Below are 17,030 nucleotides of genomic sequence, written 5' to 3'. Positions count from 1 at the left end.
CATAGAAGAAAGCGGAAACAAAAAAGCGATGAAAAATCATCGCTTTTAGTGTCCGCCTTGACCAGGAACCATCATAAAAGTTGTCCAATATGTAAAGGCAACAAAGAAAACAGTTAAATAGGCTCCAAACACATAAATATACATGCGTTCAGAAAGTTTTAAGTAACTTAAAAAGACAAAAAATCCAGTTTGCGCTAAGAAAATTAACGCCGTTGTTGGCATATGACCTAAATAAAACATAACTGCAAAAATACCAGTCCAAAAACCTAACACGCGGTACATGCGTTCCATGTGCATCCCCCTCCTTTTAATCCACATATCAATTATTTATTATAAAGGATATTTTATACAATTGTAAATATTACTTTGTTTCTAGTTTGTGACGGCTACTCGATATGTACAAGTTTCACAACCTGTCGCGATATTGGTTTCAGCTACGAAGTTAATTTCTTTGAATAACAAGTCAAACATCCCTTTTAAGAAAGCGTTATGTGCAACGCAGACTGATTGTTCGTAGATTGCTAGTTCTCTAAATGGACAGTTGTTAATGGTAAAGTGAATGGTGTTACTTTCAGGATAAGATTCAATGATAGGAAGTAAGCCAGCTTCCTTGGCTGCTTGCTGAAGTATCTTTAATTTTTCATCCATGGATAATAAGTGTTCTTCGTTCAAGGCGTACGCATATTTTTGTTTAAAATACGTCATTCCATGATCATAAGCACTTTGATATAAGATATTCAACCCTTCTTCACCAAAGTGTGAAAGAGTCTTTAGCAAGGTTGTTGATAGAAGCTGGTAGTCTCGATAGGGAAAGGACAGTTGTACAGCGTTGCTAGATAGACGATAGACACGGCTAGGTCGACCTCCTTTACCCGTTTTTTTTGTATGAGAAGCCACAAAGTTTATTTCATGAAGCTTTGAGAGGTGTAATCTTGCTACGTTTGGGTGAATGTGAAAGGTTTCTGCAACTTCTTGTACTGTCACATCTGTACCTTTATGAGTCATGTACTCATAAATATGAAATCGAGTTGGATCGGATAACACACCAGTAATTTTAAGTGTATCGGTCATCTATTCTCCCTCCTATTGAATAATTATCGTTTCCATTATAATACAAAAAATCTAAATTCTATAATGAAAGGTTCGTTGTTATAAAAAATTCACAAATCATTAAAGAAAATACTGTACAGAAGTTATACAAAACATGTACAATGTATACAAATAAGTTGAACAACAAATTAGACATTAGGAGGAATCGAGATGGAGAATATTACATTCTTTACATATCCGAGCTGTACTTCTTGTCGTAAAACAAAAAAATGGTTGAAAGCACAAGATGTTCATTTTACAGAGCGTCACTTATTTCGAGATACACCAACGTATGAGGAAATGCTTCAATTGTTAACGATGACAACTGAAGGAATAGATGAATTGTTAGCGAAACGAAGCCAAGAATATAAAAATCTAAACTTAGATGTTGATAATATGTCTCTTTCAGAAGTAGTAAATCTTCTAATGGAACAACCTCGTTTATTAAGACGTCCTATTTTAACGGATGGGAAAAAGTTAGTTGTTGGATACAATGAGTCTGCATTGAAAAACTTAGTCAAACGTAAAAAGCGAGCTTCTTCTTTGGTTGGTTAATAATTCGTTTCTTATGAAGAAGATACACAAATAAAGAGAGTCTGATGCTGAGACAAAAACCGGAAAGAGTTGCTAGTCGTCTCAGCATATCCTTTTTTAAAAAGAAGTTATGTCTCAATTCTTTCACTTTTTTCGGAATATGTAAAAAGAACTATTTTTTGTGGGAATTTAGAAGGTATTTGTAGAACCATGTAGAAATTATGTAGGGTGGTTTAGTAAAACTACGTAGTTCATACTAATAAGGAGGGATTAAAATTGAAAGAAATTGAAACGTTTGCTGATCAACTAGTTAAATATGCAAACAAGTATCATGTATCAGATATTCACATTGTCCCGAGAAAGCAAGATGCTCTCATTCAATTGAGAATGGACCAAGAGCTTGTGCAGAAAGAGATCATTCCTCGCTCCGTGTGTGAACGACTCATTTCTCACTTCAAGTTTTTAGGTGGAATGGATATCGGTGAGCGACGTAAGCCTCAAAACGGTGCACTGACTATCGGACTTGAAGGAAATGAAGTGAATTTGCGTTTATCCACTCTGCCTACCTCTTACGATGAAAGTCTTGTCATTCGCGTTCTCCCTCAAGATAAAATCACTTCAATGTCTCACCTTGCACTTTTTAAAAAAGATACCCAAAAATTAATCTCCTTGCTCAAACACTCTCATGGAATGATTATTTTCACAGGTCCTACTTGTTGAGTCCTTAGGGATAACGTAATATAATTACCGTCAGGAAGGTGATTATATTGCTATTTAACAACGAGAACATAAAACATGTAGCGGTATATTTGCGTCTAAGTCGTGACGAAGAAAATTTAGGAATTGAACAAGTTTTGGCTAATCACAGACAAACACTAATTGAATTATGTAGTCAAAACAAATGGTCATATGAGTTATTTGAAGAAGTTGCGTCCAGTAGTACGATTATAAATCGTGAACAAATGGTTAAGCTACTAGACAGAATTCAGCAAGATCATTTTGATGCTGTTGTTGTAATGGACATAGACAGACTGTCAAGAAACGAATATGACGCTAGTATAATTAAAAGAATTCTTTTTGAAACCCAGACATATATCGTTACACCATACAGACTGTATGATTTATCAAGAGATGATGACAGCTTACTATTAGGAATAACCAGCCTTATTGCGAGTGGTGAATACAAGCAAATTCTAAAGCGTATGAGAAGGGGAAAAGAATACGCACAGAAGCAAGGACATTGGACAAATGGTATTGCACCGTTAGGTTATTCCAAAGACCCTAAAACAAAAAAGCTTGTTCCTAATGATCGTGCTGAGGATATTAAATTTATCTATTCGGAGATTATTAAAGGCACTACAGTACCTGATTTAGTCAGAAGTTTAAATACTATGGGACTAAAAACACGAGAAGGCAACTTGTTTCACTATAACAGCATTTTAAGAATAATTAACAATGAGGCGTATAAAGGCACTATAATAAGTAACCGAACCATTGGAAAATATTCAAGCAACATTCGACCCAAAGAAGAATGGATTATTGTCCATAATGCACACCCAGCAATCATTGACGAGAAGACTTGGGAAACTGCTAATAAGATTGTAAATGAGTACTCTTTTAAAGCCCCAAGAAGTAAGAATAAGATTTATCCAACAAGTAGTCTTATCTATTGTGCAAACTGCGGTAAGGTGCAAGGTAACAACTATCACCCGCATATTGATAAGTATTATATTAAGCACTGCCAGTGTGGTAACAGAAGTTTTTACTACAACTCTGCATTGGAGGTAATTAAAGAAGAGGTTTTAAAGCATAGGGAAACGCTTCTACAGACCCTAGAAACGTTGGAAGAGGGTAAAGAAGTTAATAACACTGAGTATAAAAAAGAAAAGCTTATAAGCCGTTTAAACAAGGCTAAGAGGGCTTTGCAAAGGATTAACTATGCTTTTGAAGAAGGGGATTATGATATTGTTACTTATAGAGAAAGGAAAGCTGAAAGACAGGAAGAAATAAAGCAAATAGAAGAAGAAATATTGGCACTGGAGAAGGAAGATAAAACAGCTAAAATTGACACCTTAAAAGAACAGATAAAAGCTATAGACAACCTTGTTGGAAAGTGGGAATTTCTAGACGGGGAGGGATTGTCTAATGAACAGGTGAATCGTCTGTTACATGGGTTAATTAGCGGTATTTTGTGGTCATATAAAAAAGGTGCAGAATCTCCGACAATGAGGATAGTTTACAAGTAGGGATAATCGTTATGAATATTCCTTTTTATTTTATATATGAAAAAAACCCTCCACCGATCAGCTAGTGACCAGTGAAGGGAATGGGAAGAGATCAGCTGCCATGCTGTTAAAATAAAGAAAGGAGACTAAAAACACTATATAACTATATATAAAACTTAATACTATATTTAACTATATAGTGTCACTATCTATAGAATAATAATTATAGAATTGTTTTTGATACTAATAGTAGTGAGGGCTTAAGCCCGAACACCGAACGGGGTGAGGTTATATTATTTATTGGTTTATTGCTAAATAAACATACTTATCCTTAAGCCTTACGGGCTTTCGCCAATTTCTTAAACAATTATATAAATTATATTTTATAGTTATAGAATCTTTATTATCAGTTTTCTACAGTATATAGTGCATAAAATAGCAGTGATTACAGGTTCAATTCAGAAATTTTTTTTAGGAATTTTTTACAAAACGCTGAAACCCTTGATACGACTGGGTTTTCACCATCTTTTTAAATTGTCTGAATATTTATCTTGAACCTGTATAAGTTTTGGTGTAAATTTTGTTAATCACACCGTCTTGTGACTTTAATTGTGATTATAAAAATAACTAAACCCTTTATATTACTGGGTTTTCTTAGTTTGTTAATCACAAGGTTAGAATTGTGACTAAATACTATATAAATCCTAATAAAACTAAGCTTTTTTGGATTTGTTAGTACCACCATCTTGTGATTATTAAAAAGCAGGAAAAATAAAAAATTATCGAATCATGATATTTTATAATACACCGTCATTTAAATAAGTTTAAGCAGATTGTTAAAAATGGAAAAAATATATTCAAATATAGGGGTAGACTAATTTGGTCAAACTTGTGCATTCAGAATGCTTGTTTGCCCTTTATGCACTTCACTTTCAAAAACTTTCTAATGCATAATACATATAGTTGCTAGCTTTTTTACGATATGTCGTAACAACTAACATTTGGACATTAAAAATCTGTTGCACAATCATAGTTTTATTATCAGTATTTTAGATGATTCTTTAAAAAAGAAATCAAAAAAGGCTAACCCTTTTAGAGTGTAGCCTCGTATTCTTTAAGCTTTTTATAGAAGGTGGCTGGTTTCATTCCAATTTCATTCATAAAATCGGCTTTCTTTATCTTACCTGACTTCCAATCATTATATAGACTTTTCCAACCCTTAGGTAGTTCCTTAGGTGGTCTGCCTACATGCTTACCTTTAGCTTTAGCAACCGCTATTCCTTCAGCTTGTCGCTGTTTTATTGTTTCTCTCTCTTGTTGTGCTATTGTAGTGTAAACCTCAATGATAATGTTGTTGATCATGTCTAAAACCCATTCTTGCCCCTCTGGAACATCTTGCATAGTAGTAGGCAGATCAATAATCTTTACTCTAATACCCTCATTCTTAAAATACTCCAGGTACTTTTTTATTAAAGTTTTATTTCTTCCAAGACGGTCAACAGATTTTATGTAAAGAGTATCTCCAGCCCTCATTGCCTTTAACATATTCTGAAACCCATCACGTTCCATATCCTTGCCACTAGCCTTATCACTGTATATATATTTTTCATCAGTTACATAAGGTTTTAGTGCCTCAAACTGTCTATCTAAGTTCTGTTCTAACGTACTAACACGAGTATAACCAAAAGAAATTCCTGTCACAGCGAATATCCCCTTTACTATTGTTTTGTACTGTTTTTAATAAGCAAAATATACAATAGTTGTCTATAAAGGTCAATGATTTTATAGAAGTCTATAAAGGTTTATATTAGATATAAATAAACAGTGTTTTTATTATATTTTCCGCTGTCTATAAAGGTGTACCTTTTTAGAATTATAATTCTTTAAGTTAGAGTAAGTTAACTTAAATTAAGGTAAAATATTTAATTTTATCATATGTTATATTGTATGTAAATAAAAATATTTACAAATATGAACGGATTTGGTACAAATAAAGGAAGGGTAGGAGGTGGCTTTCATGATAGAAAAATACAGTATCAGTTGCAATCTGGAAGCGGAAGATGAAAAGAAGTTTAATGAACTGATGAAAAAACTTACGAAAGAAACAATAGGTAAATTTAGAAATGCTGATCTTATAAGACTGTGTATTAGATTCACATGGGAAAATTTAGATAAGATAGATCAATTGCAATTAGAGAATAAACGATTAAAAAATCTTGTTCATGAACAGCAACATGAAATTCTTAGAATGGATAATAAGATTAAAAATGGCATTCAAATTCTGCAAGAGTAATTACCCAAAACCTATCAAAACTCAAGACATATGATTGACGTTTTTTAGTGCTGATTTTTCTAGGGTTTACCGCCAATCAAAAGTAACTATCAAAAGTTTGTAGCCAAAAGTGAAGCCAAAAGAGGTACTAAAGAAAATATAAAACTCTAGGAGAAAATAAAGGGTATAGATGGGGATGAAAATTAGGATATATGGGGTAGTATTCAGTTAAATTCTAGCCTCTAAAATACCCTCTAAAATAATTCCCTAGTATAGTACCCACTACTTACAGTACCCCACAGCATAGCACCAGTCCACTGTGACAGGGTAGAAGACACAAGAGACAGCACAGGACAGTACAAGACAGGGAAGGAAAACAGGAAGGAACTGAACAGCAGTGAATACAGCACAGAACAGAAAGAACAACAAAGGAAAGAATGAGAATAGAGAAAGACAAAGAAAAGGATTGACAACACCAATGTAGCACTAACGACTTAACAGCGATCAATAGCAGAAAAGGTAAAATCACAGGAAGGGTAGTAAGGGTGGGGCGGGTATCTCTAAATGGTCGGTCTGGGGTCTGGAACATATACATAATGGTTCAGAATCTTTTGTGGTAAAAATTGGTTTGTAATTAGAAGTCCTTTGTTATTAGCTTTTCTATATTCCGTTTACCCAAAAAATCAAGCGTTGTATAATCGCTTTATAAATACAGTGAGGTGTTTTTTTATGACTAAGCAAACAGACCAAACTAATCAAACTAAACAAACTTATGAATTACTAAATTCCATTATTGAAATGCTGGAGAAAATAGAAACAACTATAGGCGACTTAAGAGAGACTTTTAGAAGTACATCTTTTGAAACAAAGTCAGAATTTAAGGCACTCAATGATCGGTTGGATATAATGATTGACAAGAATAAATCATAGGTGAGGGGTGGTTAAGGATTTTGTTATTCCTGAAAATCAATATTCCTCTAAAAATTTTTGCGGTATTTTTTGAAAACTTTTTACTGGGCTTAAGGAGGAAGAAATAGTGAATATGGCGGAAGTATTTGAACACCAGGTCATGAAGGTAACAGAAGATAAAATGCACAGAAGTTTTGAAAGATTAAAGCATGACGAAGCCCTCAAACGGAAAATTAGGGAATTATCCCATGCTACAAGGAATTTGCAGAGGTTAAATAAGGCTATAAGCCCTCTTAGTGGGAATAATGATTTGCCAAGAGATTGGGTAATAAAAAGGGATGAACTAAGAATAGATTGTAAAAATACATATGTGGAGTTAAATAGTCAAGGATTTGAAGACTGGTGGATAACCACTATTGTCAATCATGAACTAGAAAAGTTAGATTTATTATACAAAGAAACCCGAGATAAAGCGTACATTGAGGCTTTCGGTAAACTGGAAATAAAGGATATTGATATATTGGATGATCGTTGGGAACTAGTAGAACAACAAATAGAACAAATGAAAACTAATTATCTAATGGGTAGGTGAATTTGTTCACTGAATTGCCAAAAGGAAATATCCTTTAATGGTCGAATCCTTCTTAAATAGGAGGGTGGTTATTTTGAAAACTTTAATCACAGTTAAAAAAGTAAAGGAAGAAGTTGAACGACTTCAAAGATACATAACTTTAGTGGAATCATATAAAGCTGATACCGTTGAAAAGCAAATAATTAAAAATTATGCCTGTTCCAATAGTCTGGCGAAGGTTGTAAAGGTAATGACTGATGAGGGTTATTCAGTAGATCATCAATATGTTTCTTCTGTTATAAGCGGAAAGCCGTCTGATGAACTTCACAGGATAATTAGAACCGGCTATATGAAAAGAACTAAGCCTAGTAGGAAAAGTCATAGGAAATCATCGTACTTTTATTCAAACTAAAACGAAAAGCAGTTTATTAAGGAAAGTTACAATTTATTTGATATAGATACATTGCCAGTGACAAAACAAATCCTTTCACAGCAAGGCTTAGTGTCTTGCTTTTTTTATTTAGTTGCCCCAAATATCGGACTAAAATGTTATTATAATATAAGGTACTTTTTTTCAATCGGAGGGGAACCAAATTGCCAATTTTACAATTTAAAGGTAAAAGTCAAGTTAAAAATCATCATATAACAGTAAATTATCATGATCTGATTCCGAATAAAGAGTTAAGTATTACCGAAAATGTTGTTTTAAACAACGATAATTTAATTATTCAAGGCGATAACTTAAAAGCATTAAAAGCATTGCTGCCTACATACGCTGGGAAAGTCGATTGTATTTACATAGACCCACCATATAATACTGGAAATGAACATTGGGTGTACAACGATAATGTTAATTCACCTATGATTCAGGATTGGCTAGGGAAAGTCGTGGATAAAGATGACCTTTGTCGACACGATAAGTGGCTGTGTATGATGATGCCTCGTTTAAAGATGTTGAAGGATTTACTTCATGAAGATGGTGTAATCTTCATCAGTATTGATTATAACGAAGAACATCATTTAAAAAGCTTAATGAATGAAATGTTTGGAGAAGAGAATTATCGTGATTCAATTAGTATCAGAAGAGGGGTAAAAAACGTACAAGCCCAATTTGAAACTATTGATTCATTATCAAGTGGTTATGAAACTGTTTTAGTTTATACCAAAAATCCAGAACGCAGATTTAACAAAGTATATGCTGAATTAGAAGATGTTCAGGATGGTGGATGGAATAATCACTGGAGAGGTACTGACCGGCCAACAATGAGGTATGAATTGTTTGGAATCAAGCCAGAATCAGGTCAGTGGCGTTGGGGCGAAACGAGAAGTATCGAAGCAGTGGAAAATTACGAAAACCTCGTTAAAGAATTTGAAGAGAACGGTATTGAACTGACCCCGGAGAACATTGATTCATGGTATTTGAAATATGTTGAAGAAACTGGTGATGAAATAGATTTATTAAGGTTATCTGTAAACGGTAAACCTGAACACTATATACCGCCAACAGATAAAAAGTTATTGAGTAACATGTGGTATGACTTAAAGCCAAATGGTCAAAACCAATTAAAAACGATTTTCGGTAAAAAGGTATTTGATACACCGAAATCTACTGATCTAATAAAACGGTTAATTAAATTTGCTGTAATGAAGGATGAAGCTATTATACTCGATTCCTTTGCTGGGTCAGGAACAACAGGACATGCTGTTCTAGAGTACAACAGGGAAGAAGGAACAAATCATAAGTTCATCCTCGTTGAAATGGAAGAGTATGCTAATGAATTAACAGCTGAAAGAATGAGACGGGTTATTAAAGGGGTTCCAAAAGCAAAAAGTAAGGAACTAAGGGAAGGTCTAGGCGGAAGCTTCTCATATTTTGAACTTGGTGAGGCTATTGAGTTCGACAAGATATTAAGTGGGGAAAGCTTGCCATCATTTGAAAGCCTTGCAAGATACCTGTTCTATATTGCAACTGGAGAAGAATTCAAGCCAGAACTTGTAGATGAAGAAAACCATTATATAGGTTCTACGGACAAACATGACTTGTTCTTGTTCTATAAGCCTGATTTAGATTATCTAAAAACCACTTCCCTTAGTTTAGATAAAGCAGAAAAAATCGTTTCTTATAAGCCGAACAAGAGTCGAATTGTTTTTGCACCAATGAAATTCCTTGATGAGGAGTATTTAGACAAATATAATATCAGATTTGCCAAACTACCTTATGAAATTTACAGTATTAAGGGTTGATCGCTATGGAGTTAAAGGATTATCAATTAAATGCAATAAAAACGGTAGAAAATTATTTAAACATACTCAAAGCAGAATATGATGATCTTCAAGAACTAAAAGAAGTGAAGCCAAAAATCGCTAGTAAAATTAACTTTACTAGCGAAGCTTGGGACAAGCTTGAGATAAATAAATATAACAATAAGAAAAATGGTTTAGGTGAAGATGTTCCAAATATCTGCCTCAAGGTTCCAACTGGTGGAGGAAAAACATTGCTTGCAACCTATTCCATAGATTTAATAAATACTCACTACCTACGCAAGCAAACTGGTTTTGTGCTATGGATAGTACCTTCAAGTCAGATTTATAATCAAACGCTTGAAGCACTAAAGGATAGAAATCATCCATATAGACAAAAGCTAGATATTTCAAGTGGAGGAAGAACCTTAATCATTGAAAAAAATGATCGGTTCACCCCACAAGATGTTAATGAAAATCTGGTTGTAATGGTACTGATGTTACAATCATCAAACCGTAAAACTAAAGAAACATTAAAAATGTTCCAGGATTCTGGGGGGTATGTAGAATTTTTCCCACCAGAAGACAACATGATTGAACATCAGCAACTTATCGATGCATATCCTAATGTTGATGTTTTTGAGGAAATCCACTCTTTATTCCCTACTAGGCAAGTAAAAACTTCTTTAGGGAACGTTCTCAGAGTATTAAAGCCAATCGTTATAATTGATGAAGGACACAAAGCATATACAGCTAGTGCCCAAAAAACGATATTAGACTTTAATCCAAGAGTGATTGTTGAGTTATCCGCTACCCCTAAAAAAGAAAGTAATATCTTGGTTAACGTTAGTGGGCTGGATTTAGATCGTGAAGAAATGATTAAGCTTGATTTAAACATTATCAACAAATCCAGCGGTGATTGGAAGGATACTGTTCTTGCTACGGTAGAAAAGAGAAAGCAACTGGAAAACCTGGCTAATGACTATCGAAAGGCAACAGGAAAATATATAAGACCTATTTCCTTGATTCAAGTAGAACGGACAGGAAAGAATCAACAAGACGGTAATCACATTCATTCCGAAGATGTTAAGGAGTTTTTAATAAAACAATGTAATATTTCACCGGATGAAATTGCCATTAAATCAAGTGATAAAGATGATATTGAAGGTATTGACTTATTGTCTGGGGATTCTACAATCCGATTTATTATCACTAAACAAGCACTACAAGAGGGGTGGGATTGTCCATTTGCATATACACTGACAATCTTATCTAAATCAAGTTCAGAAACTGGCCTTACCCAATTAGTAGGTCGAATTTTAAGGCAGCCATATGCTAAGAAAACTGGAATACAGGAATTAGATGAAAGCTATGTGTACTGTTACCAACAAGAATCAAGCAAAATCTTGGAGAGTATTCGTGGCGGTCTAAAGTTAGAAGGTATGGGAGACTTAACAAATCGTGTAACAGGGTTATCTGAAAATGAAGATGATAACTCGGATGAGGTTAAGCAAAAGGTTAAAATTAGGGATAAATATAAACACTTAAAAGGGAAAATATTTCTTCCAAGATTCTTGTATGAACAAGAAAATCAAGGTTGGCGTCCTATTAGTTATGAAATAGATATTTTAAGCCGAATTGATTGGAATGAAATAAACCTCGGTAGTATCAAAGACCTTACATTATCCGCTACGGAACGGTCTAAAGATGAAGTTTTTCGTGTCGGAATCGCTGATGGAAATGATCTGATAAATAGATACGATTACCATGAGGAAGAAAACATTGAAACCGACATTGATATTTCGTTAATGACTAGGCAGATTACGGATATAGTACCTAATATGTGGATTGCCTACGATATTTGTAACAAGGTAGTTGAATTATTAACTTCCTCATATGAAAGGCATATAGTTAATGCGAACTTGTCTTATGTGATTGAGGAACTAAAAAAACTACTGGAACAGGAAAAGAACCGTCTAGCCCAAATAATCTTTTATAAGCTGATTGATAGCAACAGAATTCAATTCATCTTAGAAGAAAGAAAGGCTTCAATACCAAACCTAGAATATAAGGTTGGAAAAAATGAAAAAAGACTTCTGCGGTCTAATTATGATCCGATAGAGAAAAGCTTAGTCGAACCTGTTGTGGAAAGTGATTACAATCCGTTAGAAAAAGCATTCGCTATCTGTCTTGATACTCATGAAAAGTTATTGTGGTGGTACAGGAATATTGAACGTGTTGATTATTCTATTCAGGGCTGGAGGAAACAAAAGATTTATCCTGACTTTATTTTCTCTGACATTAAGCCTAAGGAAGACAATGATTTTTCAACTGTTTATGTCATGGAAACTAAAGGTAAGCACTTAATGGGGAACGATGATACAACCTATAAAGAAAATATTTTCAACTTATGTAACGAATTGGGCAAAAAAACTTCCTGGAATGCCTTAGGATTAGAATTTGAGGATAAGGAATTTGTTTTCCAACTAGTGTCACAAGAAGAATGGAAAAAGAGTTTATTAAGTCTGCTTGAATAGGTCAATAGCCTCCATTTTTTTGGGGGCTTTTTGTTTTCTATGACTCTAGTTGTGTTATTATGGAATAGTGTGGAAAATATAGACAAAGGGGGATGAATATGCCAGTAAGTAAAAAGTTAGGTATTGATGATTCAAGTGGATTTGAATTCGCAAAAGAAATGTTAGCTGGCGATGTGACAGCTGCTATCAACTTTGACAGGATTCAAAAGAACTCGGATGATGAGTATGTTATCTTTGAGTATCTGTTATGTGAAGAGGGTCAAACTGTTAATCCTCACACTAGTCATCCGAGAAGATATTGGCACAAAAATAAAAGAAAGTTTATTAGTCTATGTCAAGTTGCTGATGATCTTGATGCCACACTTTATTTAGTTAACTATGCAAAAAAAGGTACAACGCACGAGGATAAGATTCTTCTTATGGAAGTGCTTGACTGGGATGCAGACGGGGTAGAGACAGAAGATACCCAAATGACTAGAAGTGAATTTAGTAAATGGTTTAGGGAACAAAATCAGGCTTGTCTATAACCAACCACTACACAACCCAAGTGTATTATTGCACCTGGGTTTTTCTTTTAAAAGTTAGTGGCTAAGTGAATTGTGTTAAATTAACCCCTCAGATTTAAAGTAATCTTTAATAAGCTTAGGGTTAACTGTTAATTTTTCCGCTATTTGCTTATATGAATAGTCATTCCATATCATTTCATTTAACTGTTCCAAGTTTACTGGTTGCTGTTTCTTTTTAACCTTATGTTTTCCAATAATATGCTGTACTCTCGTTCCATTTCTATCACCGTATGGGTGGTGACATAAATGTCTTTGGTGTTCCTTTCCTACCATATGACTAGGCTTACCAAAGAACTTTAATTGGCACTCTTTACATTGGAATACCATTACAGCACGTTCATTTATATAATTTGTTAAAGGTGTCACAGCACCGCTATAATTATCATTTAATTTAGCCTCAAACTGTTTTCTATTCATGCCTTTATTCATATTCTTACCGCCTATATTAGATTTAGTAGAACAACAGTTAGAAACTGGCTAGGTATTAACCCCTTACCCTTTGATTTTTGACCGCTAAACCCCTTGATATATAAGACTTTATTTAATTCTAACTGTTGTTATTTAGCCCGTTTTTGATTAGCCTTTATAAATGTCTTTTTCCTAGCTGAATGTCTGCAAGTATCAGAACAATAAACAGCCCTGTTAGACACTGAGTTAAAACCTTTTCCACAGCCTTTACATACCTTGTTTAATAATGTTTCCTTGCCATAATAAACAGCCTCTAATGCTTTATTTGTTGGTAGTACAGAATTTTCAAAGTAAGTACAGGAACAATCACTAGCTGGTATCTTTTTACCTCTATACTCACCGCCACTAATTAACGGACAGGGTTTATCTAGCAATATGCAGTTACCGTCTACGAAGTTTGCACATGATGAAATGACTAGTTGTTTAATACCTGATCTCATTTTTAAATCTCCTTTTTATTCAAATAAAAAATCCCACCAGCAAAGCCAGTGGGAATATATTTAAGAGGGAAATTATTTGCTTTCTTGTTTGTACTTCCTTACTAAAAGACCTAACTTTAAAGCTTGGTCAGGTTTAAGCTGTTTAATTAGTTCTAACTTTTCACCTTTTGAAACAGCCTTTATTATTTCTTTAGAGAATTGCATTTAATCACGTCCTTATTTAATTGTTAACGTGGTAATCTGTCATTACGTGGCAGACCAGCCCTTGCACGTTCCACAGCAAGTCTAGTTTGTTCTTTAATAAATTCTTCTCGTGCTTTTTCTTGGCGTTCTCGATTTTGACGATCAATTTCCATTCTCTTTCGCATGGCCTCTCTAACAGCATCATCATCTACATAAGAACTTTTCTTTTGTTCAAATACAGAAAAGTCATTCGACATAGGTATAATGTTTTCATCTCTACGAAGCTTATCGACTTCAATACCTAGTGCCATTCTTACTGGTGTAGGAAGGTTCTGTATCTGTTGAAATGCCCCTTTATCACCGTTAGCTAAAGCCCTTACTAATTCCTTATTAAATTCCATAGATATAACCACCTTTTTAATTTGTTTTTGTCGCTGTCTTTCACAAGAAACAGCGTTATTGCAATACCTTAATTCCGTTACAAGTGTAGTAAGTAAATGATTCTTTCTTTTTACCTTTCTCGTCTATAATCTGAATCAATTTAATGACAATAAGTTTAGATATAAACGATAACAGCATGGCAGTGGAAGTCATGTCACTTATACCCCTTTCTTGTTTTCATTTCTAAAATGTTGCGAATGTTAGCTATTTCAACATTTGAAACCCTTAGACGCTTCATTGCCTTCTTGAACCTTTCCTGATAGGTAGGTGTGAAGGCTAGTTCTCCACGTTCAAGCTTTCCGATTGTACTAGCGTCAACTTCCATGAAATGTTCAAACTCTTTTTGGGTTTTATTACGGATCAAACGCACATGCTTAATAAATCGGTAATCAACTTCCTGATTATATGGAAGACGGTTATTGTTCAATCTGTTCACCTTCTCTTTTTAGGAATCAAAAGTAAATAAAATAGGCATGGCATAAGCCACACCATTTCCTTATATATACTGGGTCAAGAAACTATAGGGCGGTACAGGTAGTTATTTAAAAAAAATTTTTAAAAAAATATTGTCCTGAATCGTTGCCAAATAATCAGTACCTAATTGAGAGGTACATAACCAAAGGTCGGACGAATAAAATAATTTTTCGTTGTCCTTAAAATATATATAAATTGCATGTACCTCTTTGAAAGAAAAATTTCAGGGGGTACTAAAAATGAAAAACAAAACTAAAAAGAACAAAACAGTTAAAATAAATGTAATAGTAGTCAATCAACCATCTCAGGAAGCAATTCTAAATACAGCGAAGATATTAAGGACTTTAGGCACTTCTGCTTAAAGTCTTTTTTTATGTCGAAAAAATTATCCCTAAATACTAGACAAACAGGGTCAGGAAAAACGACCACACTCTATACATTGTTAAACGAAACAAAGAAATTATTAAATCGTAATATTATCACGCTTGAAGATCCCATTGAAAGAAAAACAGAAAATGTCATGCAAGTACAAGTAAACGAACGAGCAGGTATTACCTACTCCACAGGCTTAAAGGCAATTTTACGACATGACCCTGATATTATTATGGTTGGTGAAATACGTGATGATGAAACGGCGAAAATTGCCATTCGTGCTGCTTTAACAGGACATTTAGTTTTGACGACCATGCATACAAAAGATACGAAAGGAGCGATTTATCGCCTGTTAGAGTTTGGGATTAGTTTACAGGAAATTGAACAAACATTAATTGCTGTTGCGGCTCAACGGTTAGTGGAAATCAAGTGCCCTTATTGCGAAGAGAAGTGTCATCCGTTATGCCGAAAAATGCGTGAATATCGACAGGCAAGTGTATATGAATTGTTATATGGTAGAGCATTAAATGGAGTAATAAAAGAAGCGAAGGGTGAAGAAGGATTTTATGATTATAAATTGCTTCGGGATGTTATCAAAAAGGGCGTAGCATTAGGGTATTTATATTCGTCTTCCCTCGAAAATTGGGCGTATGACGAGTAAGAGACCAAAGAAAAAATGGACACTAAAGCAGCAATCGAAATTTTTAATTCAACTTTCAAAGCTACTAGAAAAAGGTTATACACTCTCTCAAGCATTAGAATTTTTACAGTTTCAACTTCCTCCATACCTTCGTGAACAAATTGATTATGTATCTCTCCAATTAAAGTCTGGCGATTCTCTTCATACTGCTTTTCGTGCATTGGGCTTTCACAAAGATGTTTTAAGTTATCTCTATTTTGCTGAACAACATGGGGATGTGTATTTTGCTTTGAGAGAAAGTGGAAACATGCTTCATCAAAAAGTTGTGCATATGAAAAAGTTTCAAAAGCTTGCTCAGTACCCAGCCATGTTATTGTTCTTTATGATGGTGATTTTATTTTTGTTAAGTACCGTTTTGCTGCCACAGTTTCAAAGTTTGTACGAATCAATTGGCCACAGTCAGTCCACAGGTTTCATGCTCTTCATGAGTGTAATCTCCTTATTCCCTTATGTTCCTCCTTTTGCTTGTGTACTTCTTCTACTCATTTACTTCAGTTATTGGCAACTTCGTAAGAAACTTTCACCCACAAAACAAGTAAAGCTTTTATTGAGAATTCCAATCGTAAGGCGTATTGTGCCGTTGTTCAATGCTTATTTTTTTGCGATTCATCTCAGTAACCTCTTAAAAGGAGGGCTTTCTATCTATAGTTGTTTGAAACTATTTGAAAAACAACAACATTACCCGTTTTTTTGTGAAGAAGCCTCGTATTTAATGAAACAGCTATCAGCAGGGTTTCAACTAGGAGACATGATAAAAGAAAGACCCTATTTTGATCGTGAATTTGCAAGTGTCATTAAGCATGGAGAATTAAATGGTAACCTTCCACAAGAGCTATACGATTACGCTGCTTTCATGATTGAAAAAATTGAACAAATCATTCATAAAAGTTTACAGATTGTTCAACCTGTTATGTTTTCATTGATTGGGCTTGTTATTTTACTTATGTACTTAGGGGTGATGGTCCCTATGTTTAATGTGATGTCTAGTTTATAAGCAGATGCCATATG

At 34.2% G+C, this 17,030-nt stretch carries 20 protein-coding genes and 1 pseudogene; 13 read left to right on the top strand and 8 right to left on the bottom strand.

Going from position 1 to position 17,030, the window contains the following annotated elements:
• Positions 1 to 45: 45 nt before the first annotated feature.
• Together DIS06_RS00680 and DIS06_RS00675 are read right to left on the bottom strand one after the other, a co-directional pair.
• Complete coding sequence (locus DIS06_RS00680) at positions 46 to 291, bottom strand: DUF2626 domain-containing protein (protein WP_110111325.1); 246 nt, start codon at positions 289 to 291, stop codon at positions 46 to 48.
• 81 nt (positions 292 to 372) lie between these two features.
• Complete coding sequence (locus DIS06_RS00675; RefSeq protein WP_110111324.1) at positions 373 to 1,071, bottom strand: helix-turn-helix transcriptional regulator; 699 nt, start codon at positions 1,069 to 1,071, stop codon at positions 373 to 375.
• A 189-nt stretch (positions 1,072 to 1,260) separates the two neighbouring features.
• Between DIS06_RS00675 and DIS06_RS00670 the strand changes: the two genes are divergently transcribed.
• The 3 genes from DIS06_RS00670 to DIS06_RS00660 all read left to right on the top strand — a co-directional run bounded on the left by DIS06_RS00670 (position 1,261) and on the right by DIS06_RS00660 (position 3,869).
• Positions 1,261 to 1,644, top strand: coding sequence for a Spx/MgsR family RNA polymerase-binding regulatory protein (locus DIS06_RS00670; RefSeq protein ID WP_110111323.1), 384 nt, complete (start codon positions 1,261 to 1,263; stop codon positions 1,642 to 1,644).
• Between the two features lie 255 nt (positions 1,645 to 1,899).
• Positions 1,900 to 2,343, top strand: coding sequence for an ATPase, T2SS/T4P/T4SS family (locus DIS06_RS00665; protein ID WP_110111322.1), 444 nt, complete (start codon positions 1,900 to 1,902; stop codon positions 2,341 to 2,343).
• Positions 2,344 to 2,390: 47 nt separating this feature from the next.
• The gene (locus DIS06_RS00660) at positions 2,391 to 3,869 is read left to right on the top strand and encodes a recombinase family protein (RefSeq protein ID WP_110111321.1); all 1,479 of its coding nucleotides are present in this window, start codon (positions 2,391 to 2,393) and stop codon (positions 3,867 to 3,869) included.
• 1,071 nt (positions 3,870 to 4,940) lie between these two features.
• On the opposite strand, the gene DIS06_RS00655 is transcribed toward DIS06_RS00660, so the two are convergent.
• A complete protein-coding gene (locus DIS06_RS00655) occupies positions 4,941 to 5,549 on the bottom strand; it encodes a recombinase family protein (RefSeq protein WP_110111320.1) in 609 nt (202 codons plus the stop codon).
• Between the two features lie 316 nt (positions 5,550 to 5,865).
• Between DIS06_RS00655 and DIS06_RS00650 the strand changes: the two genes are divergently transcribed.
• The 7 genes from DIS06_RS00650 to DIS06_RS00620 all read left to right on the top strand — a co-directional run bounded on the left by DIS06_RS00650 (position 5,866) and on the right by DIS06_RS00620 (position 12,905).
• A complete protein-coding gene (locus DIS06_RS00650) occupies positions 5,866 to 6,141 on the top strand; it encodes a hypothetical protein (RefSeq protein ID WP_110111319.1) in 276 nt (91 codons plus the stop codon).
• 708 nt (positions 6,142 to 6,849) lie between these two features.
• Positions 6,850 to 7,050: a hypothetical protein gene (locus tag DIS06_RS00645; protein ID WP_110111318.1), complete on the top strand. Its 201-nt coding sequence runs from the start codon at positions 6,850 to 6,852 to the stop codon at positions 7,048 to 7,050.
• Between the two features lie 106 nt (positions 7,051 to 7,156).
• On the top strand, positions 7,157 to 7,621 hold the full coding sequence (locus DIS06_RS00640) for a hypothetical protein (protein ID WP_110111317.1): 465 nt from the start codon (positions 7,157 to 7,159) through the stop codon (positions 7,619 to 7,621).
• A 73-nt stretch (positions 7,622 to 7,694) separates the two neighbouring features.
• Positions 7,695 to 8,012 carry a hypothetical protein gene (locus DIS06_RS00635; protein ID WP_110111316.1) on the top strand — a complete coding sequence of 106 codons (318 nt, stop codon included), beginning with the start codon at positions 7,695 to 7,697 and terminating at the stop codon, positions 8,010 to 8,012.
• Positions 8,013 to 8,194: 182 nt separating this feature from the next.
• On the top strand, positions 8,195 to 9,844 hold the full coding sequence (locus DIS06_RS00630; RefSeq protein WP_110111315.1) for a site-specific DNA-methyltransferase: 1,650 nt from the start codon (positions 8,195 to 8,197) through the stop codon (positions 9,842 to 9,844).
• 5 nt (positions 9,845 to 9,849) lie between these two features.
• The gene (locus DIS06_RS00625) at positions 9,850 to 12,378 is read left to right on the top strand and encodes a DEAD/DEAH box helicase (protein ID WP_110111314.1); all 2,529 of its coding nucleotides are present in this window, start codon (positions 9,850 to 9,852) and stop codon (positions 12,376 to 12,378) included.
• Between the two features lie 98 nt (positions 12,379 to 12,476).
• Entirely contained in the window at positions 12,477 to 12,905 is a 429-nt protein-coding gene (locus DIS06_RS00620; protein ID WP_110111313.1) for a hypothetical protein, read from the top strand.
• A 75-nt stretch (positions 12,906 to 12,980) separates the two neighbouring features.
• Here DIS06_RS00620 and DIS06_RS00615 read toward each other — a convergent pair whose 3' ends face one another.
• The 5 genes from DIS06_RS00615 to DIS06_RS00600 all read right to left on the bottom strand — a co-directional run bounded on the left by DIS06_RS00615 (position 12,981) and on the right by DIS06_RS00600 (position 14,903).
• On the bottom strand, positions 12,981 to 13,373 hold the full coding sequence (locus DIS06_RS00615) for an adenylate kinase (RefSeq protein ID WP_239421745.1): 393 nt from the start codon (positions 13,371 to 13,373) through the stop codon (positions 12,981 to 12,983).
• A gap of 128 nt (positions 13,374 to 13,501) precedes the next feature.
• The gene (locus DIS06_RS00610) at positions 13,502 to 13,852 is read right to left on the bottom strand and encodes a cysteine-rich VLP protein (protein WP_110111312.1); all 351 of its coding nucleotides are present in this window, start codon (positions 13,850 to 13,852) and stop codon (positions 13,502 to 13,504) included.
• A gap of 72 nt (positions 13,853 to 13,924) precedes the next feature.
• Entirely contained in the window at positions 13,925 to 14,056 is a 132-nt protein-coding gene (locus DIS06_RS20685) for a hypothetical protein (RefSeq protein WP_275425404.1), read from the bottom strand.
• 23 nt (positions 14,057 to 14,079) lie between these two features.
• Positions 14,080 to 14,436, bottom strand: coding sequence for a hypothetical protein (locus tag DIS06_RS00605; RefSeq protein ID WP_110111311.1), 357 nt, complete (start codon positions 14,434 to 14,436; stop codon positions 14,080 to 14,082).
• A 194-nt stretch (positions 14,437 to 14,630) separates the two neighbouring features.
• A complete protein-coding gene (locus tag DIS06_RS00600; protein WP_110111310.1) occupies positions 14,631 to 14,903 on the bottom strand; it encodes a helix-turn-helix domain-containing protein in 273 nt (90 codons plus the stop codon).
• Between the two features lie 286 nt (positions 14,904 to 15,189).
• Between DIS06_RS00600 and DIS06_RS20680 the strand changes: the two genes are divergently transcribed.
• From DIS06_RS20680 to comGB, 3 genes and pseudogenes are all read left to right on the top strand, one after another.
• Positions 15,190 to 15,312, top strand: a complete 123-nt coding sequence (locus DIS06_RS20680) for a hypothetical protein (RefSeq protein WP_275425403.1) — start codon at positions 15,190 to 15,192, stop codon at positions 15,310 to 15,312.
• Between the two features lie 35 nt (positions 15,313 to 15,347).
• A pseudogene (locus DIS06_RS00595) lies at positions 15,348 to 15,983 on the top strand (ATPase, T2SS/T4P/T4SS family); the annotation flags it as partial.
• Entirely contained in the window at positions 15,973 to 17,016 is a 1,044-nt protein-coding gene (gene comGB, locus DIS06_RS00590; protein ID WP_239421744.1) for a competence type IV pilus assembly protein ComGB, read from the top strand. The pseudogene DIS06_RS00595 and the gene comGB, both read left to right, overlap by 11 nt.
• Positions 17,017 to 17,030: the final 14 nt, after the last annotated feature.

This window comes from Bacillus sp. CGMCC 1.16541 (genome assembly GCF_003184905.1).
GTDB lineage: Bacteria > Bacillota > Bacilli > Bacillales > Bacillaceae_H > Priestia.
The sequence above is the reverse complement of the archived record's forward strand: the minus strand, read 5'-3'. Positions and strand labels throughout refer to the sequence as shown.